The organism is Burkholderia sp. JP2-270 (assembly GCF_003233675.1).
In the GTDB taxonomy this organism is placed as follows: domain Bacteria; phylum Pseudomonadota; class Gammaproteobacteria; order Burkholderiales; family Burkholderiaceae; genus Burkholderia; species Burkholderia pyrrocinia_C.
Window position 1 is genome coordinate 3173380 of record NZ_CP029824.1, and the last position, 17106, is coordinate 3190485.

The 17106-nt window shown below is 62.1% G+C and carries 16 protein-coding genes and 1 tRNA gene; 13 read left to right on the top strand and 4 right to left on the bottom strand.

Annotation, left to right across the window (positions count from 1 at the left end):
• The first annotated feature begins 55 nt into the window (after nucleotides 1–55).
• Nucleotides 56–226: a hypothetical protein gene (locus DM992_RS42300; RefSeq protein ID WP_174419115.1), complete on the top strand. Its 171-nt coding sequence runs from the start codon at nucleotides 56–58 to the stop codon at nucleotides 224–226.
• Nucleotides 227–437: 211 nt separating this feature from the next.
• Here the strand turns inward: DM992_RS42300 and DM992_RS14930 are convergent, their stop codons facing one another.
• Nucleotides 438–1244 (bottom strand): GNAT family N-acyltransferase, encoded by an 807-nt coding sequence (locus DM992_RS14930; RefSeq protein WP_111017363.1) that lies wholly within the window; start codon nucleotides 1242–1244, stop codon nucleotides 438–440.
• Between the two features lie 170 nt (nucleotides 1245–1414).
• The gene (gene sixA / locus DM992_RS14940) at nucleotides 1415–1876 is read right to left on the bottom strand and encodes a phosphohistidine phosphatase SixA (RefSeq protein WP_162631664.1); all 462 of its coding nucleotides are present in this window, start codon (nucleotides 1874–1876) and stop codon (nucleotides 1415–1417) included.
• Between the two features lie 161 nt (nucleotides 1877–2037).
• Between sixA and DM992_RS14945 the strand changes: the two genes are divergently transcribed.
• The 3 genes from DM992_RS14945 to DM992_RS14960 all read left to right on the top strand — a co-directional run bounded on the left by DM992_RS14945 (nucleotide 2038) and on the right by DM992_RS14960 (nucleotide 5017).
• Nucleotides 2038–2114: transfer RNA gene (locus tag DM992_RS14945), tRNA-Pro, on the top strand.
• A 1068-nt stretch (nucleotides 2115–3182) separates the two neighbouring features.
• Complete coding sequence (locus tag DM992_RS14955) at nucleotides 3183–3809, top strand: glutathione binding-like protein (RefSeq protein ID WP_111017366.1); 627 nt, start codon at nucleotides 3183–3185, stop codon at nucleotides 3807–3809.
• Between the two features lie 95 nt (nucleotides 3810–3904).
• Nucleotides 3905–5017: a pyruvate dehydrogenase gene (locus tag DM992_RS14960; RefSeq protein ID WP_111017367.1), complete on the top strand. Its 1113-nt coding sequence runs from the start codon at nucleotides 3905–3907 to the stop codon at nucleotides 5015–5017.
• Nucleotides 5018–5040: 23 nt separating this feature from the next.
• Here DM992_RS14960 and DM992_RS14965 read toward each other — a convergent pair whose 3' ends face one another.
• Entirely contained in the window at nucleotides 5041–5766 is a 726-nt protein-coding gene (locus DM992_RS14965; protein WP_111017368.1) for a LuxR family transcriptional regulator, read from the bottom strand.
• Nucleotides 5767–7014: 1248 nt separating this feature from the next.
• Between DM992_RS14965 and DM992_RS14970 the strand changes: the two genes are divergently transcribed.
• From DM992_RS14970 to DM992_RS15005, 8 genes are all read left to right on the top strand, one after another.
• Nucleotides 7015–8145 (top strand): aromatic ring-hydroxylating dioxygenase subunit alpha, encoded by a 1131-nt coding sequence (locus DM992_RS14970; protein ID WP_239511289.1) that lies wholly within the window; start codon nucleotides 7015–7017, stop codon nucleotides 8143–8145.
• 29 nt (nucleotides 8146–8174) lie between these two features.
• Nucleotides 8175–8651: a cupin domain-containing protein gene (locus DM992_RS14975; RefSeq protein WP_111017370.1), complete on the top strand. Its 477-nt coding sequence runs from the start codon at nucleotides 8175–8177 to the stop codon at nucleotides 8649–8651.
• Nucleotides 8652–8847: 196 nt separating this feature from the next.
• Nucleotides 8848–10053, top strand: coding sequence for an aminotransferase class I/II-fold pyridoxal phosphate-dependent enzyme (locus DM992_RS14980; protein ID WP_111017371.1), 1206 nt, complete (start codon nucleotides 8848–8850; stop codon nucleotides 10051–10053).
• Nucleotides 10046–10561: a DUF6190 family protein gene (locus DM992_RS14985; RefSeq protein ID WP_239511290.1), complete on the top strand. Its 516-nt coding sequence runs from the start codon at nucleotides 10046–10048 to the stop codon at nucleotides 10559–10561. The genes DM992_RS14980 and DM992_RS14985 overlap by 8 nt, the downstream gene beginning before the upstream one ends.
• Nucleotides 10551–11357 (top strand): dihydrodipicolinate synthase family protein, encoded by an 807-nt coding sequence (locus DM992_RS14990; protein WP_111017372.1) that lies wholly within the window; start codon nucleotides 10551–10553, stop codon nucleotides 11355–11357. The genes DM992_RS14985 and DM992_RS14990 overlap by 11 nt, the downstream gene beginning before the upstream one ends.
• Nucleotides 11354–12193: an iron-containing redox enzyme family protein gene (locus DM992_RS14995; protein WP_239511291.1), complete on the top strand. Its 840-nt coding sequence runs from the start codon at nucleotides 11354–11356 to the stop codon at nucleotides 12191–12193. Before DM992_RS14990 ends, DM992_RS14995 begins: the two co-directional genes overlap by 4 nt.
• A gap of 149 nt (nucleotides 12194–12342) precedes the next feature.
• On the top strand, nucleotides 12343–12603 hold the full coding sequence (locus DM992_RS15000; RefSeq protein ID WP_111017373.1) for a Rieske 2Fe-2S domain-containing protein: 261 nt from the start codon (nucleotides 12343–12345) through the stop codon (nucleotides 12601–12603).
• Between the two features lie 263 nt (nucleotides 12604–12866).
• Nucleotides 12867–13622: an inositol monophosphatase family protein gene (locus DM992_RS15005; protein WP_239511292.1), complete on the top strand. Its 756-nt coding sequence runs from the start codon at nucleotides 12867–12869 to the stop codon at nucleotides 13620–13622.
• A 27-nt stretch (nucleotides 13623–13649) separates the two neighbouring features.
• Here the strand turns inward: DM992_RS15005 and DM992_RS15010 are convergent, their stop codons facing one another.
• On the bottom strand, nucleotides 13650–14114 hold the full coding sequence (locus DM992_RS15010; protein WP_111017375.1) for a MarR family transcriptional regulator: 465 nt from the start codon (nucleotides 14112–14114) through the stop codon (nucleotides 13650–13652).
• Nucleotides 14115–14297: 183 nt separating this feature from the next.
• Between DM992_RS15010 and aceE the strand changes: the two genes are divergently transcribed.
• Nucleotides 14298–16970, top strand: a complete 2673-nt coding sequence (aceE, locus tag DM992_RS15015; RefSeq protein ID WP_111017376.1) for a pyruvate dehydrogenase (acetyl-transferring), homodimeric type — start codon at nucleotides 14298–14300, stop codon at nucleotides 16968–16970.
• Nucleotides 16971–17106 lie beyond the last annotated feature (136 nt).

Consider the following 17106-nt stretch of genomic DNA (forward strand, 5'->3'; position numbering starts at 1 on the left):
GCCGCGCATGTCCTACTATGTACGCATGGCGCTGTGCCGTGGAAAGGAGGCTGCCATGTCGTCTGAGGAAATTGCGGGCCTGATCGGCCTGTTTATCGGCCTGATGGTGCTGGCCGCGCTGTCGTACTTCGAGGCGCGCGAATACAAGCGCAGCCATGACGGCGAAGGGATGATCCACCACTGGATGGCGGAACACCACCTGCTCGACTGGCGGCGCAAGCACTGAGCGAACCGCCCCGCCGTCCGGCCCACGTCGAACCCGGGCCATTCGCGAACGTGCCATCTCGTGGCACGGCGGGAACTGCGCATCGTCGAAATTAACAGGGCTGGATAGACGCACGTTGACCGAATACATGAACGCCGTCGCGCGGCAGGCTGCCGCACGACGGCGTTTGCTCGCGCACGCCCGGGACCGGGCGCGCCGCGATTCAGGCGGCTCAGCCCAGGAAGTGGCGGGCGTAGCGCGCGTTGATGTCGGACAGGCGGAACAGCGTCAGGAAATCCGCGCAATTGAAATCGGGATCCCAGGCCGGCGCGCCGCAGATCTTCGCGCCAAGACGCAGGTAGCCCTTGATCAGCGGCGGCGGCGCCACGGCGACGCCCGTCTGCAGTTCGTCGACCGGCAATGCCGTGTGCGGGAACGCGCGGTACTCGGGCGCCGTCAGCGAGCTCGCCGGCAGCGACTGGTACAGGTTCGCAGCATAGTGGCCGCCGTCGGCCATCGACACGCTTGCGCAGCCGAGCATCGTCTCGTAGCCGTTCTGCATCATGTACGCGCCGAGGCCACCCCACAGCGCCATGATGACGGCACCGCTGCGGTAGTCGCTGTGCACGCACGAGCGGCCGACCTCGACCATCTTGCCGCGCAGGTGCGTGAGGCGCGACAGGTCGAATTCGCCTTCGGCGTACAGGCGGCCGACACGCGCCGCCTCGTGCGGCGGCAGCACGCGATACGTGCCGACCACCTTCAGCGTATCGAGATCGCGAACCAGCAGGTGGTCGCAGTACGCATCGAACGGATCGACGTCGAGACCGGAGGGGCCGCTGACCTGCGCGCCCATCTCTTCGGCGAACACGCTGTAACGCAGACGCTGCGCTTCGCGCAATTCGTCTTCCGTGCGGGCCCACGCCGCACGCAGGCGGTACTCCGATGTAACGGTTTCAGCAGCGCGCGGCAGGTGCCGCCGCGACGTGTCGAGGGGCAGCGAGGCAAAGGGGAGCGTAGGCGTCGGCAGTTCTCGCATTAGGCTTTCCTGGTCGTAAGGAATAAGGCGACATGCCCGCCAATGTAGTAATCGGCCGTGACCGTTATGTGGCACGACCATGTCCTTTCAGTGACGTGTCGCCGAATTGACTTTAGCAGAAAGCTTGCGAAGCCGTCTGATGAATCCCGTTAATCCCCGTCAGGCCTGCTTTACACGAGTTCCGGCGTCAATACTGCCCGCAGCACGGCCTGCCGGCTGCCGTCACGCGTGCGGCTCGCGAGCCACACGATTCCACCCTTTTTGACACTCCAGCTGTCGTCGCTGCCGGCGATCAGTTGCGCAGCGACGCTGCCGAGCGTCGGCTGGTGCCCGACGATCACGACCGTCGGCGCGATGCCTTCCGGCCAGCCGGCCGCCGCCAGCACGTCGTCGACACCGCCGCCTGGCGCGAGCGCGTCGACGGTCCGGTACTGGTCGGTCAGCGCCTCGACGGTCTGCACGGTGCGGGCCGCCGGGCTCGCGAGGATCACGGCGTTCGTCTCGAGCCGGCCACGCAGCCATTTGGCCATCGCCTGCGCGTCCTTGCGGCCGCGCACGGTCAGCTGGCGCGCGAGATCGCTCGCCGCGTAGTCTTCGGCTTCGGCGTGGCGCCACAGGATCAGGTTCATCATGATGTTCTCCTTGCTTCGGCGAACGGCCGCGCGCGCATGCGTGCGGGCCGGCCGATCATCCTCTGAATTGTCGCAAATCGCGGGCCGCTCGCCGCCGCGGCATTTACCCGCATATATTGATTGACCGATTCGGTCATTCGACGTTATTATCTTTGGCTCGTCGGAGCGTAGCGCAGCCTGGTAGCGCATCTGATTTGGGATCAGAGGGTCGTAGGTTCGAATCCTATCGCTCCGACCAAGGAATCAAGGGGTTACGGTAAACACCGCAGCCCCTTTTCCATTTCTGGCTTCATGTAACCTACACGTAACCCGGTTTGGCGTACATCGATCAATCCCGATCCCTCTCAACTGAGTCGCCGCCCCACTCCCGCAGCAACCCCGCCAACAAACGCACAGCCTGAACCGATCTTGGGCGACGACTCCATAAACGGAGACCGGTTATTCCTGTCGCGGGGGGCTGGGAGCGCAGCCGGAAGGTCGTCCATCGCCTGCGGAAGGTGCATCGATGCGCCAAAGCCGCTTTCAGCAAGCTTTTCCGGTGCGTCGAGCAGGCGCTCATAGTCTTCTCCGCGAACCACACGTTCAGTGTTGCACCGTTAAAGCGTGGAATGGCCTGCTCCCGAAGACCCTTATAGTCCTCGCCACAGTCGCGCCTGTGGCACCCAAAGGCGAGCGTCGGCACCAGCGTCGTTACGTGCAGAAGGTCATCGTGCATTGCCAGTATGACGTGCGCGAGAACAACTGCGACATGACCGACTTCTCCACGGCCATCCTCGAGATTTCAGCGTCGCGCCTTTGTATGGCGAGTCGCAACGTCATACGTCGGGCCCGCACCGGGGTCACTTCCGGCAACACAGAGAGGCCTCGCAGGACGTCTGCCCAAGCGAGCACGTTCTTGAGCACTTCTGCGACTGCCTTTCGGAGCTTGCCGCGCGATATGCCCGCAGTGACAGTTTTCAGGAAATCGCGTATCTCGCCGGGTATTCAGCGCTGAGGTAGTTTCCGACAATTTCCAGGAACGCCTCCCTGCGCCCATGAGCGATTACCGTCATCGAGCGCAAGCTCAAGCAGCAAACCAGCGACAAGCGTACCGCTATTCGACAGCCCGAGAAGCCGGTGAACGGCGCGACGTCTCGTCGCCGACGACGCATTCCGAGACGCAACGATATCTGCTGAGGTCAGCGGGACTCGCAGCAGGCATGACGGTGCGGCTGCCACCCCTTCGCGCTTGCGCCGATATCGGATCCCCGATACGATTGCATTTGCAATCGATATGCATATCGCCCCATACGAAGGCAATTCCACCATGACCACCCACCGTCTAACGCTCTATACCGCGGACACCCCAAACGGACAGAAGATCTGCATCTTCCTGCGCGAAGCCGGGCTGGACCACGAACAGATCACGCTCGACCTGTCGAGCGGCGATCAGCGCGCCCCGGCTTTCCTGACGCTCAACCCGAACGGGAAAATCCCGGTTCTCATCGATCATGAAACGGGCATGACCCTCGCGGAATCCGGTGCGATCCTGACTTATCTTGCGTCCCGGCACGGCTGCTTCTGGTCGACGGATGCACACGAACAGGCCGTCATCAATCAGTGGCTGTACTTCCAGGTCGGCTCGATCGGTCCGATGCTGGGTCAACTCTGGTGGTTCAGGCACGGCTCGAAAACCGGCAATACCGAGGCGCTTCAGCGCTACACCAAGGAAACCCATCGTCTGTATGGTGTCGTGGATCGCCAGCTCGAAGCTCACCCCTATCTCGCGGGTGACCGTTACACCATCGCGGACATCGCCGCGTTTCCGTGGTTGCGCACTTATCACGAACTGGACATCGACCCGGCGCCCTATCCCAACGTGCGACGCTGGCTGGACCAGATCGAAACGCGCAACGCCGTTCGCGACGCGCTCGACGCCGTCAAGACCGTCTGACTCCGCGCCTTTCGCCTGACGCGCGATCGCCGCGACGGCACGCGTGTCGTTGCCAGCGCACATGATTTGGTCAAGCCTACCAACCAGGTTTCAGAATGGACACGATGCTTCTCAAACGCACGCGGGACACGGAACAGGCCGCCAAGGTCTGCATTCGAATTATCGAAGGCGGCCCGAAGAGCGGCACCCGGCACGACTCGCCGCTCCTGACCGCCTCCGAGCTGATCCGGTCCCTGCACCAGGATGCCGCCGTCGACGGGCAATTCTGGTTTGTCGACGATCGCGCCGACGAGCCGCAACGTAGCGCGGCGATCGGCGCATGGCCTCTGTGGATCAGCGAACGGGCCCGCAACGACGAACGTCCGCTGTTCTATCTGACGCAGTCGCCCACGTCCCGCCATCTGTCGACGCTCACCGCCCATACTGCCGGACGCGGCATCATCCTGAACGACATCGAATCCGCGCCTTCGCGCTGGAGCAAGGGCGCGCATCCATGGCTGCCGCTATGGCTCGCGTCCAACCGCCAGTGCATGCCGTTCGACCCGGCTTGCGGCGAAGAAGTCAAGGCCATCCTGGCGGGCGCGCTGCACGATCTGTACATGAGAGGAGAACCGGGCTTCTGCTACATGACGCTGCACGACGAACCCGTCGAGCAGTTGAGCTGCGACCGGACTCACGCGTATCTGGGCATGTACCGCCTGCCGGGGCCCGCCAGCGCCGCGCCCCGCATCAGGCTGCTGGGCGCGGGGCTCGCGCTGCGCGAAGTCCGTGCCGCGGCCAGGATGCTCAAGGACGACTGGGGCATCGACAGCGAGGTCTGGAGTTGCCCGAGCTACACGCGGCTCGCGCGCGACGCCGCCCATGCGCTGCGCTGGAACGCCACTCCCGGCGGTCACGCGCGGCAGACGTCGCACCTGCATGCATGCCTCGAACGAAAACGCCTGCCCGTGATCGCGGTGACGGCCTACGTGGAGTTCGTGCCGGCTCAGCTGGGCGCTTATCTCGACGTGCCCTTCACCGCGCTCGGCGCCGATACGTTCGCATTGAATCAATGCCCCGACCGCAACTGGATCACCTACTGCGCGCTGAACACGCTCGCCCAGCAGGGGCAGCTTGCCACCCAGGAACTGGCCAGGGCATTGGACCTGTACGGGCTCAACACATTCGCGCTGAAGCGTCCGGGGTTCCGCGCCGCCGCCCGATCGTGAGCGCCATGCCGTCCGCCCGTGCGTCATGTCTCGCTCAGCGCCGACAGGCCCAACCTCGACGCCACGATCACGGCCTGCTTGGCGGTCGAGACGTCGAGCTTCTGGACCACATTGGCCATGTGGTACTTGACGGTGCGTTCGCGGATGCCGCACAGATCGGCGATCTCGTTGTACGAACGCCCCATCGCGGCCCAGCGGAGCACGGTGCGCTCGCGCAGGGTCAGCGATTTGACCAGATGCGTGGTGGTGGGCGGTTTCGAGCTGACCCGGCTGTAGAACATCACGAGCGCGAGCTGAATCGCCCCTTTCGCCGCTTCGATCTGCGCCTGGAACTCCGGCCGTCCGCCCCGGTTGAAGAGACTGAGCACGCCCAAATACTGATAAGGGTCATGCACGGTGAAGACATAACCATCGTGAAGCTCGAATTCCCGGCGGAGTGCATCGAATTCCCTCCGGTCGGGCGTCTCGTTTTGCCTGAATGCATCGGCCCACGGAAAGGGCGCCACGCACTGGATCGCCTGGACGAAAACCGGATCGATGCGATGCAGCGCCCGTCGATGATATTCCTGCTGTAACGCGGCGGGATAGCTTGAAAGGAAACAGGACATCTCAAGGGAGTTCTTGTCGATGACCGCGTAAATGAAAGGGCAATCGATCTCGACCGGAAGATGTTCGATCAGAACGGCCAGGCTGGGATCTTCGCCTAACCGGATCAACGGATAATCCTTATTCATTTTTCCGTAAATCATGAATAACCCATCAAAGTTCGGGCGCGGCGCTCGATTGGCGCATCGGGCCATCAAGCATCGTGCCGGCTGAGCTTGTCATACCTCTACGCGAGACGTGCGCAATCTCGCAGCCACCCGGCCGCGCTCCGTCCCGCCTGTTGAAACGACGCCGGAAAGCATCCCTCTCGCGCATCCAACTGTGCTATGCGGGTGGGGCTCTTCACTTCCCGGTGCTTACGGTTGCGTGGGTCCGCTCGCCGGGCGCGTCGGCCGTCGGAGCGTTCGGCCGAGCGAACGCGGACTACAAAATACGAAATCAAAATGATCGGTTGCTTTGTTTTCAGTAACAAACATTTCTGCAACGCAACCTGCGCTAGCGACGACTGAGAATAGGGACATAGGTATACAGTGTCCTATTTTATTGATTTTACTGGAACACGGGCGACTACCGCTGCATGAACAATACATGAACAGTGACCAACTTTGTTTGCTGTCTTTCTGAAATGTGTCGGCCGCAGGTGCAGGGCCCGTCGGCGGCTGCGTTCGCGAAATCGTCCCGCGCTGATTGTCGATGCGTGCCGTGTAGAGCGTCTCGCACTCGCCGGCTTGTCCCGTTGCCGCAGTGGAAACCAGACGGCGCGGCGGCAAGGCATGCCATGCCGTCCGGATCTCGAGTCCGCTCGCGGCACCGCAATAATCCGGCAAACCGAAATGCCTGAATGTTTCCGGAATATTTCAACCGGCCTTTCTTAGAAGAGATTGGTGCAGGCCAGCACTTCCAAAAAACACCCTTCACCACACACCACTTAAATACTGCACGACCGGTCCAATTAATTTCCATCGACAAACCTGAACCTAGGTACAGTTTTATAATTTCCAAGTTTGGATCAAGATACGCATCAAGACATTTAGATAACAGTAGCCATAAAAAACCTCATGGAATCGACGGAGCGTAAATTCTTCCATGCATGCCGGGCTGAATAATATTTCCAGCACCAGGATTTACACAGCGAATAGCTGAACCCAAAAATAAAATCTCCCGGGTTTCAAGGGATCACGTAGGCTGGATCGGTACGTTCAGCCTCGTGGCGATGCGTGTTGGGAAACGGCGCGCCGCTAGTTTCAGCTGTCGCTGCAGAATGCACCACCCCACCGCGAACGGGATTGCCACCCGCCTGCGCGTGATCGGATTCAACGATTTTTAGTTCAGCACGGAGGAGACGGAGCGAGTGTCGCCAGGTCCTGTTGCAAAAACGACCAGGCAATGTGATGAATGGGCCGCACCTGACATGGGGCGAATCCCAATCTGAAATCATTCAACGCCGCCCATCATCGTGGCGTAAAGACATTTATAAAATCGATATGCTGACGACTCAACACCCCGCATTGCGGTGCTTCTGGTATCCGGTAGCCAAGGTCGCGGACCTCAACGATGCGCCTCGGGCCATTACGCTGCTCGGCGAAGCGCTCGTCCTCTGGCGCATTGGCGAAAACGAATTCGGCGTGGTGAAGGACAAATGCCCGCACCGCTCGGCGAAGCTGTCGAACGGCTGGATCGACCAGGGCAATCTGGTGTGTCCTTATCACGGCTGGACCTACAATGGCGGCGGATCATGCGTGCGCATTCCGCAATTACCGCAACGCAAGCCGTCGGAACGGATCGTCGTGCAGAGCCATCGCTGCAAACCGAAATACGGTTATGTCTGGGTCGCACTCGACGAGCCGCTGCATGATATTCCGGAATTTCCCGAGGCCAGCAATCCGCAGTTCTATCAGATCGACGAATTCATCGAGGTCTGGAATTGCAGCGGGCTGCGCATCTTGGAAAACGGGCTCGACAATTCGCACTTCGCGTTCGTCCACCGGAAGACCTTCGGTCTGGCCGAGATGCCCGAACCGGCGCCCGCGCGCTACGAGGACACGGATCTCGGGTTCAACATGTACAGCGACGTCCTCGTCAACAACCCCGGCCCGCAAAAAGACAACCTCGACATCAAGAGCGAACAGACGACCCGCTACATGGAGCACAACTGGTTCGCGCCATTTGGCCGGCGCATGCGGATTCGCTACCCGAACGACCTGGTGCACACCATCATCACCTGGGCCACGCCGATCAACGACCGGCAGTCGCTGTTCATTCAGTTCGCATTCCGTAACGACGGCGCCAGCAACCCGAATCTCGCGGACATCATCGCGTGGGACCGCGCCGTCACGAGCGAGGACCGCGTCGTGCTGGAGTCGACGGACTGGAATACCCCGCTGGATCTCAATGAAGAGTTTCACATGGCGTCGGATATGCCCGGCATCAAGATGCGACGCAAGATCAACGCCATATTCGAGCAGTTCGGCAACCAAACGTCGAATCAGCATGCCGACGTCCTGGATGTCAATGCGTATTAATTCACGCCATAACAAGGAGAAGATATACCATGAGCGGCTTCGGTAAGATCATCGTTTCCCCCAAACAAGAAAACAAGGTCATCCGTGTGCTCGACACCGTCGACATCACCATCCGGATGAGCCGTCAAAGCACGGGCGGACGATTCGCCGTCTTCGAGGAATGCGTGCCGCCGGGCTACGGGGTCCCGACGCACATCCACAAGAACGAAGACGAGATGTTCTACATCGTCGAGGGCACGTATCACATCTGGTGCGAGGGCCGGGCCCTCGTCGCCACCCCCGGCGACACGGTGTTGCTGCCGCGCGGCATCCCCCACTCGTTCTATAACGCCGGCGATACGGTCAGCAAGACCATCAACACCTATCTGCCCGGCGGGTTCGACGAATTCGTCGAAGTATTGTCGACCATGGGCAACGACATCGACCTGACCAACCTCGGCGAACTCGGCGTCAAGTACGGGATCTCGTACTCGTCGCATTGCCCGTGGGAAGACAAGGCCGCGTGAGCACGAACGAAGCATAAATCGAAGCCTTGCGCCGGGCCATCCCGCCCGGCGAAATCTCGGGAACCCGTCCGTCGACGTGACGGGCCCCGAGCAGCCGCCATCCCCCCCTGCAAAACACGCAGAGGGATGCTTCGCGCCTTCATACCAAATAGCGCGATTGAGCGGGACAACGCTAGAAACCTGAGAGACTAAAATCATGGACATCATCTTCGCCGAGCAAGACTCAACCGAAGCCGGGCTCGACAACCGCGCCAAGGAAGATATCACGCAACACGAAATCTCCGCCTTGAAGACGCGGTTCAATCTGGCCGATGCGCATACGCATCAGGGACAAAGCCCGACGCAGCAAGCCATCGTCAACAGCCTGCCGTCGCTCTGGCACAAGGCGCAGTCGCAAACCCAGCATCAGAGCGAGCGGGATTTCATCGAGGCCTTCTATACGCTGCACGGCCAGCGCCGCGCGCTGGAACGCAAGGACGAGATCTACCTCGTCTACGCGGCCTCGATCGCGATGCACATCACGGCCACCTTCCTGCGCAAGCGCAATCTGCGCGTCGGTCTGATCGAACCGTGCTTCGACAACCTGCATGACCTGCTGAAGCACATGGAAGTGCCGATGTCCGCGCTCGACGAATCGCTCTTCGAACAGCGCGACCGGATCTATGCAAACCTGCAGCGCCATGCATCGCAGGTCGACGCAATCTTCCTGGTGGACCCGAACAATCCGACGGGCACCAGCCTGCTGGCCGACAATGGCGAATCGTTCCACGAAGTCGTCCGGTACTGCAAGGATCACGGCAAGATCCTGATCCTCGACTTCTGCTTCGCATCGTTCATCCTGGCTGCTGGCGACCGACGGATCGACGCGTACGCGATCCTTGAGGATGCCGGCGTGAGCTACATCGCGATGGAGGATACCGGCAAGACGTGGCCGCTGCAGGACGCGAAGTGCGCCACGGTGATGTCGAGCCGCAATCTCAACAGCGAGTTCTACGGCATCGTGACGAGCGTGCTTCTCAACGTCTCGCCGTTCATCCTGAATCTCGTGACGCAGTACATCCGGGACAGCGCGACCGACGGCTTCGCTTCGGTCCGCGACGTACTGGCGGTCAACCGCGCGTGCGCGATCCAGCATCTGCACGGCAAGATGCTGTCCTACTGCGAACCGAAGATCGAGACGAGCGTGGCCTGGCTGCGGATCGTCGACGAGCGCATCACGGCCGACCGCCTGCATGCCCATCTGCTGAAGTACAACGTCTATGTGCTGCCCGGCAAGTACTTCTACTGGAAGAATCCGGAGCGCGGACAGCGCTTCATCCGCATCGCGCTCGCACGGGATCCCGAAATGTTCAAGCAAGCGATGGCCGCGATGAAAATGGCGCTGGAGGACTACCATGTCTAACGCACTGCCGTTCATCGACGCCTCTCTATTTCTGGGGATGCATCACAGCGATCCCGTAATCCGGACGCGCTCGGTCAACTTCTTTCTCGACCACTATCCGACCGGCGTGCGGATGAACTTCGAGCAGATCGGCATCTGCGACTCGATCATCTGGCAGCAGCCGCGTCTGACCCAAGACGACTACTACCCGTTCATGGACGTCCTGCACACCGACATGAGCATCATCCGGCAAGGCTACGATACGGGTCATCTGCAGACCGCCCTCTCGGACGACCGGATCGCCCATCTGCGGACGGAACAGAAGCTGCTGGTCGCGCAAGTGCTCGCGAGCGCCGCCACGCTGTATACGCACGACCCCGCGCTCAGACAGTTGCGCTGCCTCGCCGACCATCTCGGCGAATTCGACGACGCGCCGGTCACGCGGCGTTTCCCCGGCGACCTCGACGCGCTGTACCAGCGCTCGACGTCCTTCTCCCTGTCGGGCGAGGAGTGGTCCCATGTCGACTAAGCCCGCGATCTACGTGCCGCTCGTCACGCCGCTCAACGACGCAGGCGAAGTCTGCAAGACCGGCGTGTCGCGGCTGCTCGCGAATACGCAGCGTCATGTGACCGGTTTCATCGCCTGTCTCACGTCGGGCGAAGGCTGGCTGCTCGACGAAGCCCGCTGGGAAGCGATGCTTCGCACGACGCTGTCCATCGCCGGCAGCAAACGCGTGATCGCCGGCATCGAACGGCCCACGACGGCGGAGGCGGTCCGTTATGCGATCAAGGCCCAGAAGCTCGGCGCCGAGGCGGTGATGTTTCCCATGCCGTTCGGCGCGGCCGTCACGCAGGCCGAGATGATCGCGCATTTCGCAGCGGTGCATGAAGCAACCGACCTGAACCTGTACATCTACAACGAAACCTCGCTGTCGCAGAACACCGCACACCTCGATACGCTGCTCGAGATCGCGCGACTGGCCCGCGTCGTCGGGATCAAGGATTCACCGCCGGAACTCAGAACCCAGGCCGACATCGATGCGCTGCGCGCGCATGGACTGGTCTACTACCTGGGCTGGGAACACTGGCTCTCCACCGGTCTCGACTCGGATGGACAGACGGTCTCGCTGGCGAATCTCGAACCCGCCGTGTGTTATCTGGCCGCCCGCTCTTCGGATCCGGCGATCCGCGCGTTCATCGGCGAACTGACGGTGAAGTACGGCCTGGACCAGGAAGACTGGTATCGCCACATCAAAGAGGAACTGATGGTACGAGGCGTACTCGCATCGAATCGAACCGTGGAAGTCGAGGTCAATCAATCATGAGCAGTCTTCAAAGAGCCCTGTATCTGTCCAATCGCGCGCAGACGAAGCAACTCGTCCCGATCAGCGAGCCACTCCTTCAGTTTGAACGCGACTGGACCTCGTCGATCATCCGCGAGGCGGTGATCGGCGAACTACCGACGGATCTCGACGGCCTCAAGCAGCGACTCGCGGCGCTCATCAAGCAGGACGAAGAGGACGAGGTCGAGAGCATCAACTATGTAGCCGACACGATGTCGCTCGACGAATTCCGGATTCTGGTCCAGGAATTCGCCCCCGACGGCCTCACGGAAGCACAGGTGTTTTACTACCTGATACCGAGACTGTCGCTCGAAGCCCAGATGCCGATGCTGCGCATGATGGTCGACGAATTCGGCTCCGGGAACCTGCAGCGCTCGCACACCACGCTCTATATCAAGCTGCTGAACGAGCTGGGCCTGCCCACCGATCTCGCCTACTACATCGACAACGTGTCGCCCGCCGCATTCGACTTCGTCAACATGTTCTTCTGGCTGACGGTCCGGGCCGACGATCCGTCGTATTTCGCCGGCGTGATCACCTACTTCGAGAGCATCATTCCGTCGTTCTTCCAGTGCTACACGAAGGCCTGTGAACGCCTGGCGGTTCGCGAGCATCATTACTACAGCGAACATATCCATATCGATGTGTTCCATGCGATCGAAGGTCACCGCCTACTGCGCGCGATGGACAAGACCGGGCAACTGGACTGCGCGAAGGCGTGGCAAGGCGTGTGCTTCGGCCGCGAGATCACCAACCGGGCCTTCGAGTCGGCCGTGAACAAGGCACGCCAGCAGGTCGCCTGTTCGCCGGCGCTCTAGTCGCCCGGGCGGATCGACTTCCGCCCGGCTCGGGCGGCGTCGTTGCGGCAATGGCATTCCACTGACAACCCTCTATTTCGGAGCAGGGGGCACCGGGGCGTTGCACGCGAGCCGTCGGCGGGACGGCGCCCCGGTTTCCAGATACGCATATGAACCATACAGACGACTATGTCGAGGATGAAACCTTCACGATCCACCTCGACGACTTCGACGTGACCATCCCGAAGCACTGCCCGCATCGCCAAGGCTGGCTCACGCATGGCGTCATCAATCGGGAAAAGAAGACTATCGCCTGCCCGCTGCATTTCTCGCAGTTCAGCCTCGAAACGGGCGAGCGGCTGAGCGGGCCGTCCTGCGGCGATCTCGTCGTGGTGGTGTCGAAGCCCAAGGAAGCCGCGTCCGGGAACTAGCGACGCCTCGGCGCTTGCGCCAGAACAGCGGTACCGGCCGCTGGCTTGCCCATGACGCGCGGCCTCCCGCACGCGCGGCACGTCGCGGCCGGGCCGCCTGTCCCCACAGGCATCGCGCTAATCCGACCGGCGCCCCCCCGGCGCCCCGGCTTCGTTCCCTCCCCCCAACACCGTTCCATGTCCATCTGTGAAAATGGAGTTTTATTATGTTTAATATAACTAATAAATTTCCGGAACACGAAGCGCGCCAATACCTCGATGCGATGCTCAAGCCGACCCACGATGCGGGCAAGCTCGCCCGGCGCCGGTTCTTCTCCGAAATTCGCGTGTCGGAGAAAATGGATTTCTGGAACATCGCGATCGATGTCCATGGCGCCTGCGAGAATCTGCTGATCAACGGCATCCACGGCATCAATCGCTCGCACGCGATTCACTCGAAGCGCACGCGCACGCGGCACGGCGCATCCGACTGGAGCTGGATCGTCGATCCGCTCGACGGCATCCCGAACTACATCTCGGCCATTCCGCTGTTCGGCGTCACGCTGACCCTATGCTACGCCGGCGAGCCGGTCGCCGCGATTCTCTACGACGCCTATCAGGATGAAACGGTTCACGGCATCCGGGGCGGGTTGATCTTCCACAATCACACCCCGCTGCGGGATCTGCGACCCGATGCGTCGCTCGGGAATTCGACCATCGGCTGGACCCAGGGCTATGCGGTCCGGCATGACCCGGTCGCCAGACAAGTCCGCGACGTCGTCGAGCAGCATTCGAATCGCCTGCTCGCAACCGGATCGCATGCGATCGATACGATCAAGATCGCAACCGGCAAGTTCGGCGGCATCGTTTCATTCGATGCGGACGCCAATCCGCTCTGCGCGGCGCGCGTCATCGTCCCCGCGCTCGGCGGCAAGGTCACGCGCTTTTCCAGGGGGGGCGAGGATCGCCGCTTCATCATCGGCGCCTCGCCCTATGTCACCGAACTGTCGGTTCACATCCGACAGGCGATCAACGAATGAGCCACCGGCGCGGCGCGCGCCGCGCGCTCAGGTCGTTGCTTTCCCGGCGGTATAGGATTCGCGTGTCGCGTGCGCCGAGCGGTCGAGCGCGCTCGCGAACTGCCGCCGCTGCTCGGCATCGAACTCCGACAGAAACAACTCGGCCACGGTGGCTTCGTAGATCTTCCACATCTTGCGGCGCAACGCTCGGCCTTCCTTGGTGATCGATACGAACGCGGCGCGTCCGTCTTCCGCCGAACGGGCTCGCGTGACGAGCCCCTCGCCTTCCAGACGATCGACGAGACGGGTCAGATTGTAGCGCTCGACGGCCAGCGCATCCGCCAGCTCGTGCATCCGGCGCGAACCCTCCGGACTGCTTTCGATTCCCCACAGGATGTCATACCACGCGTAGACAGGCAGGTCCGCCTCGGCAAGACGTCGTTCAATTTCACGAATCAATCGCCGATGCGCGCGGACAAAGGAGAACCAGAGATCAGGCTCATGGTTAGGCAAGATGTCGCTCCTGAAAATCTGATTGTAGTTGCAATTCTACTCCGTGCCGATACAATCCATAGCGTTGCAAATGCAATTCATCGCCGGCCAGACGACCTTTCTCGCGTGGCGCGCAGTCCTCGCAGCCTGCCGTTCCTCCCTGCAGTGGTTAGGCCCGACCCTCTCTTTCAATGGAGCTATGTCATGAACCAACCGTCCACGCTATCGGACGTTGATCCACAGGAAACCCGCGAGTGGCTGGAAGCAATGCAGGCAGTCGTCGAGGTGGAGGGACGTCCGCGCGCGCACTACCTGATCGATCAATTACTCGATTTCGACGTGGGCGCCCACGGTGACCTGTATGCCCGCGTGACGACGCCCTATGTCAACACGATCCCGGTGCGACAGCAGCCGCACTATCCGGGCGACATCGCCATCGAACGTCGGCTGGGCGCCTATATCCGCTGGAACGCGATGGCGATGGTGCTGCGCGCCGGCAAGCATTCGAACGTAGGCGGTCATATCGCGACCTATGCATCGGCCGCGGTGCTCTACGAGGTCGGCTTCAATCATTTCTTCCGCGGGCGCACGGATAAATTCGACGGCGACCTCGTATACATCCAGGGCCATTCGGCACCCGGGATCTACGGTCGCGCCTACATGGAAGGCCGGATCACCGATGCGCAGCTGGAAAACTTCCGCCGCGAGGCGGGACGTGACGGCGTGTCCTCCTATCCGCATCCCCGCCTGATGCCGGGTTTCTGGCAGTTCCCCACCGTCTCGATGGGTCTGGGGCCGCTTACGGCCGCCTATCAAGCGCGCTTCATGCGCTATCTCGAGTATCGTGGCCTCAAGGAACATCAGGGCCGCAAGGTCTGGGCGTTCCTCGGCGACGGCGAGATGGACCAGCCGGAATCGCTCGCCGCGATTTCGCTCGGCGGACGGGAGCGCCTCGACAACCTGATCTTCGTCGTGAACTGCAATCTGCAGCGGCTGGACGGTCCGGTGCGCGGCAATGCCAAGGTCATGCAGGAACTCGAAGGCACCTTCCGTGCTGCGGGCTGGAACGTCATCAAGGTGGTGTGGGGCAGCGGCTGGGACCGCCTGCTGCAGCGCGACAAGACCGGCCTGCTACGCAGGCGAATGATGGAGTGCGTGGACGGCGATTACCAGACCTTCAAGTCCCAGAACGGCGCGTATGTGCGTGAGCACTTCTTCGGCAAGTATCCCGAACTGCTGGAGCTCGTGGCCGACCTGTCGGACAACGAGATCTGGGCGCTCGCGCGCGGCGGTCACGATCCGGAGAAGGTCTACGCTGCGTATGAGCGCGCAATGAACCACAGCGGCCAGCCCACGGTGATCCTCGCGAAGACGGTCAAGGGCTTCGGAATGGGCGAAGCAGGCGAAGGTCAGAACATCAACCACCAGCTCAAGAAGATGAGCGCGGACGCCGTGAAGGCATTCCGCGACCGCTTCTCGCTGCCGCTTACCGACGCGCAGCTCGAGGAGATGCCCTATCTGAAACCGGAGCCGGGCAGCGAGGAGGCGCGCTATTTCGAGCAGCGACGCGCGAGCCTGGGCGGCCATGTGCCGGCCCGCTTCAGCGAGGTCGAGCCGCTCGACGTGCCGCCGCTGTCGGCCTTCGCCGCGCAGCTGAAGGACAGCGGCGAACGCGGTTCGTCCACCACCATGGCGTTCGTGCGGATTCTCACCACGCTGCTGAAGGACCCGAACCTGAGCAAGCAGATCGTCCCGATCGTGCCCGACGAATCACGGACCTTCGGCATGGAAGGCCTGTTCCGCCAGATCGGCATCCATTCGTATATGGGTCAGCTCTACACGCCGCAGGATGCCGGCCAGTTGAGCTACTACAAGGAAGCCAAGGACGGACAGATCCTGCAGGAAGGCATCAACGAGTCGGGCGCGATCTCGTCGTGGATCGCGGCGGGCACCTCGTACAGCACGCACGGCCTGACCACGATCCCGTTCTACATCTTCTATTCGATGTTCGGGCTGCAACGGGTCGGCGATCTGGCCTGGGCGGCCGGCGACGCACGCACGCGCGGCTTCCTGCTCGGCGCGACCTCGGGCCGCACGACGCTGATGGGCGAAGGTCTGCAGCACGACGACGGCCATAGCCACGTACTCTCGTCGGTCATCCCCTGCTGCGTGTCCTACGACCCGACCTTCTCGTACGAGCTGGCGGTGATCATCCAGGACGGCCTGCGGCGCATGTACCAGGAACAGGAAGACATCTTCTACTACATCACGCTGCTCAACGAGAACTACCCGCACCCCGCTCTGCCGGAAGGCGCGGAAGCCGGCATCCTGAAGGGGCTCTACCTGTTCCGCGAAGGCGCGGCGACGGCGCCGCAAGCGCCGCGCGTCCAACTGATGGGCAGCGGCTCGATCCTGCGCGAAGTGATCGCGGCGAGCGAACTGCTGCTGCAGGACTTCTCGATCGCGAGCGACGTGTGGAGCGCCACGAGCCTCACCGAACTGCGCCGCGACGGCCTGCAGGCGGAGCGCTGGAACCTGCTCCATCCGGAGGACGAACCCCGCACCGCCTACGTGCAGCAGACGCTGCGCGGACACGCCGGCCCGCTCGTCGTCGCGACCGACTACATGAAGATCGTGGGCGACCAGATCCGGCCGTTCGTCACGGACCGCCGCCTCGTGTCGCTCGGCACCGACGGCTTCGGCCGCTCGGACACGCGCGAATCGTTGCGCACGTTCTTCGAGGTGGATCGACACTTCATCGTGCTCGCCGCGCTGAAGGCGCTGGCCGACGACGGTGCGATTCCGCGCGCGCGGGTCAGTGAAGCGATCCGCCGTTACGGCATCGACCCCGAGAAGCTCGATCCCGCAACCGTCTAGTTGTTTCGTCACGCGAATTGCAACACGCACGCGACAGCGCCGGCATCCGGCCTGTCGCGTGGCGGCGTTTCAGGGTACCCGGCAACGCTTCACTCCCGACGCGACCGTCTGCCGCCACCCGGCATCCGGGTGAATC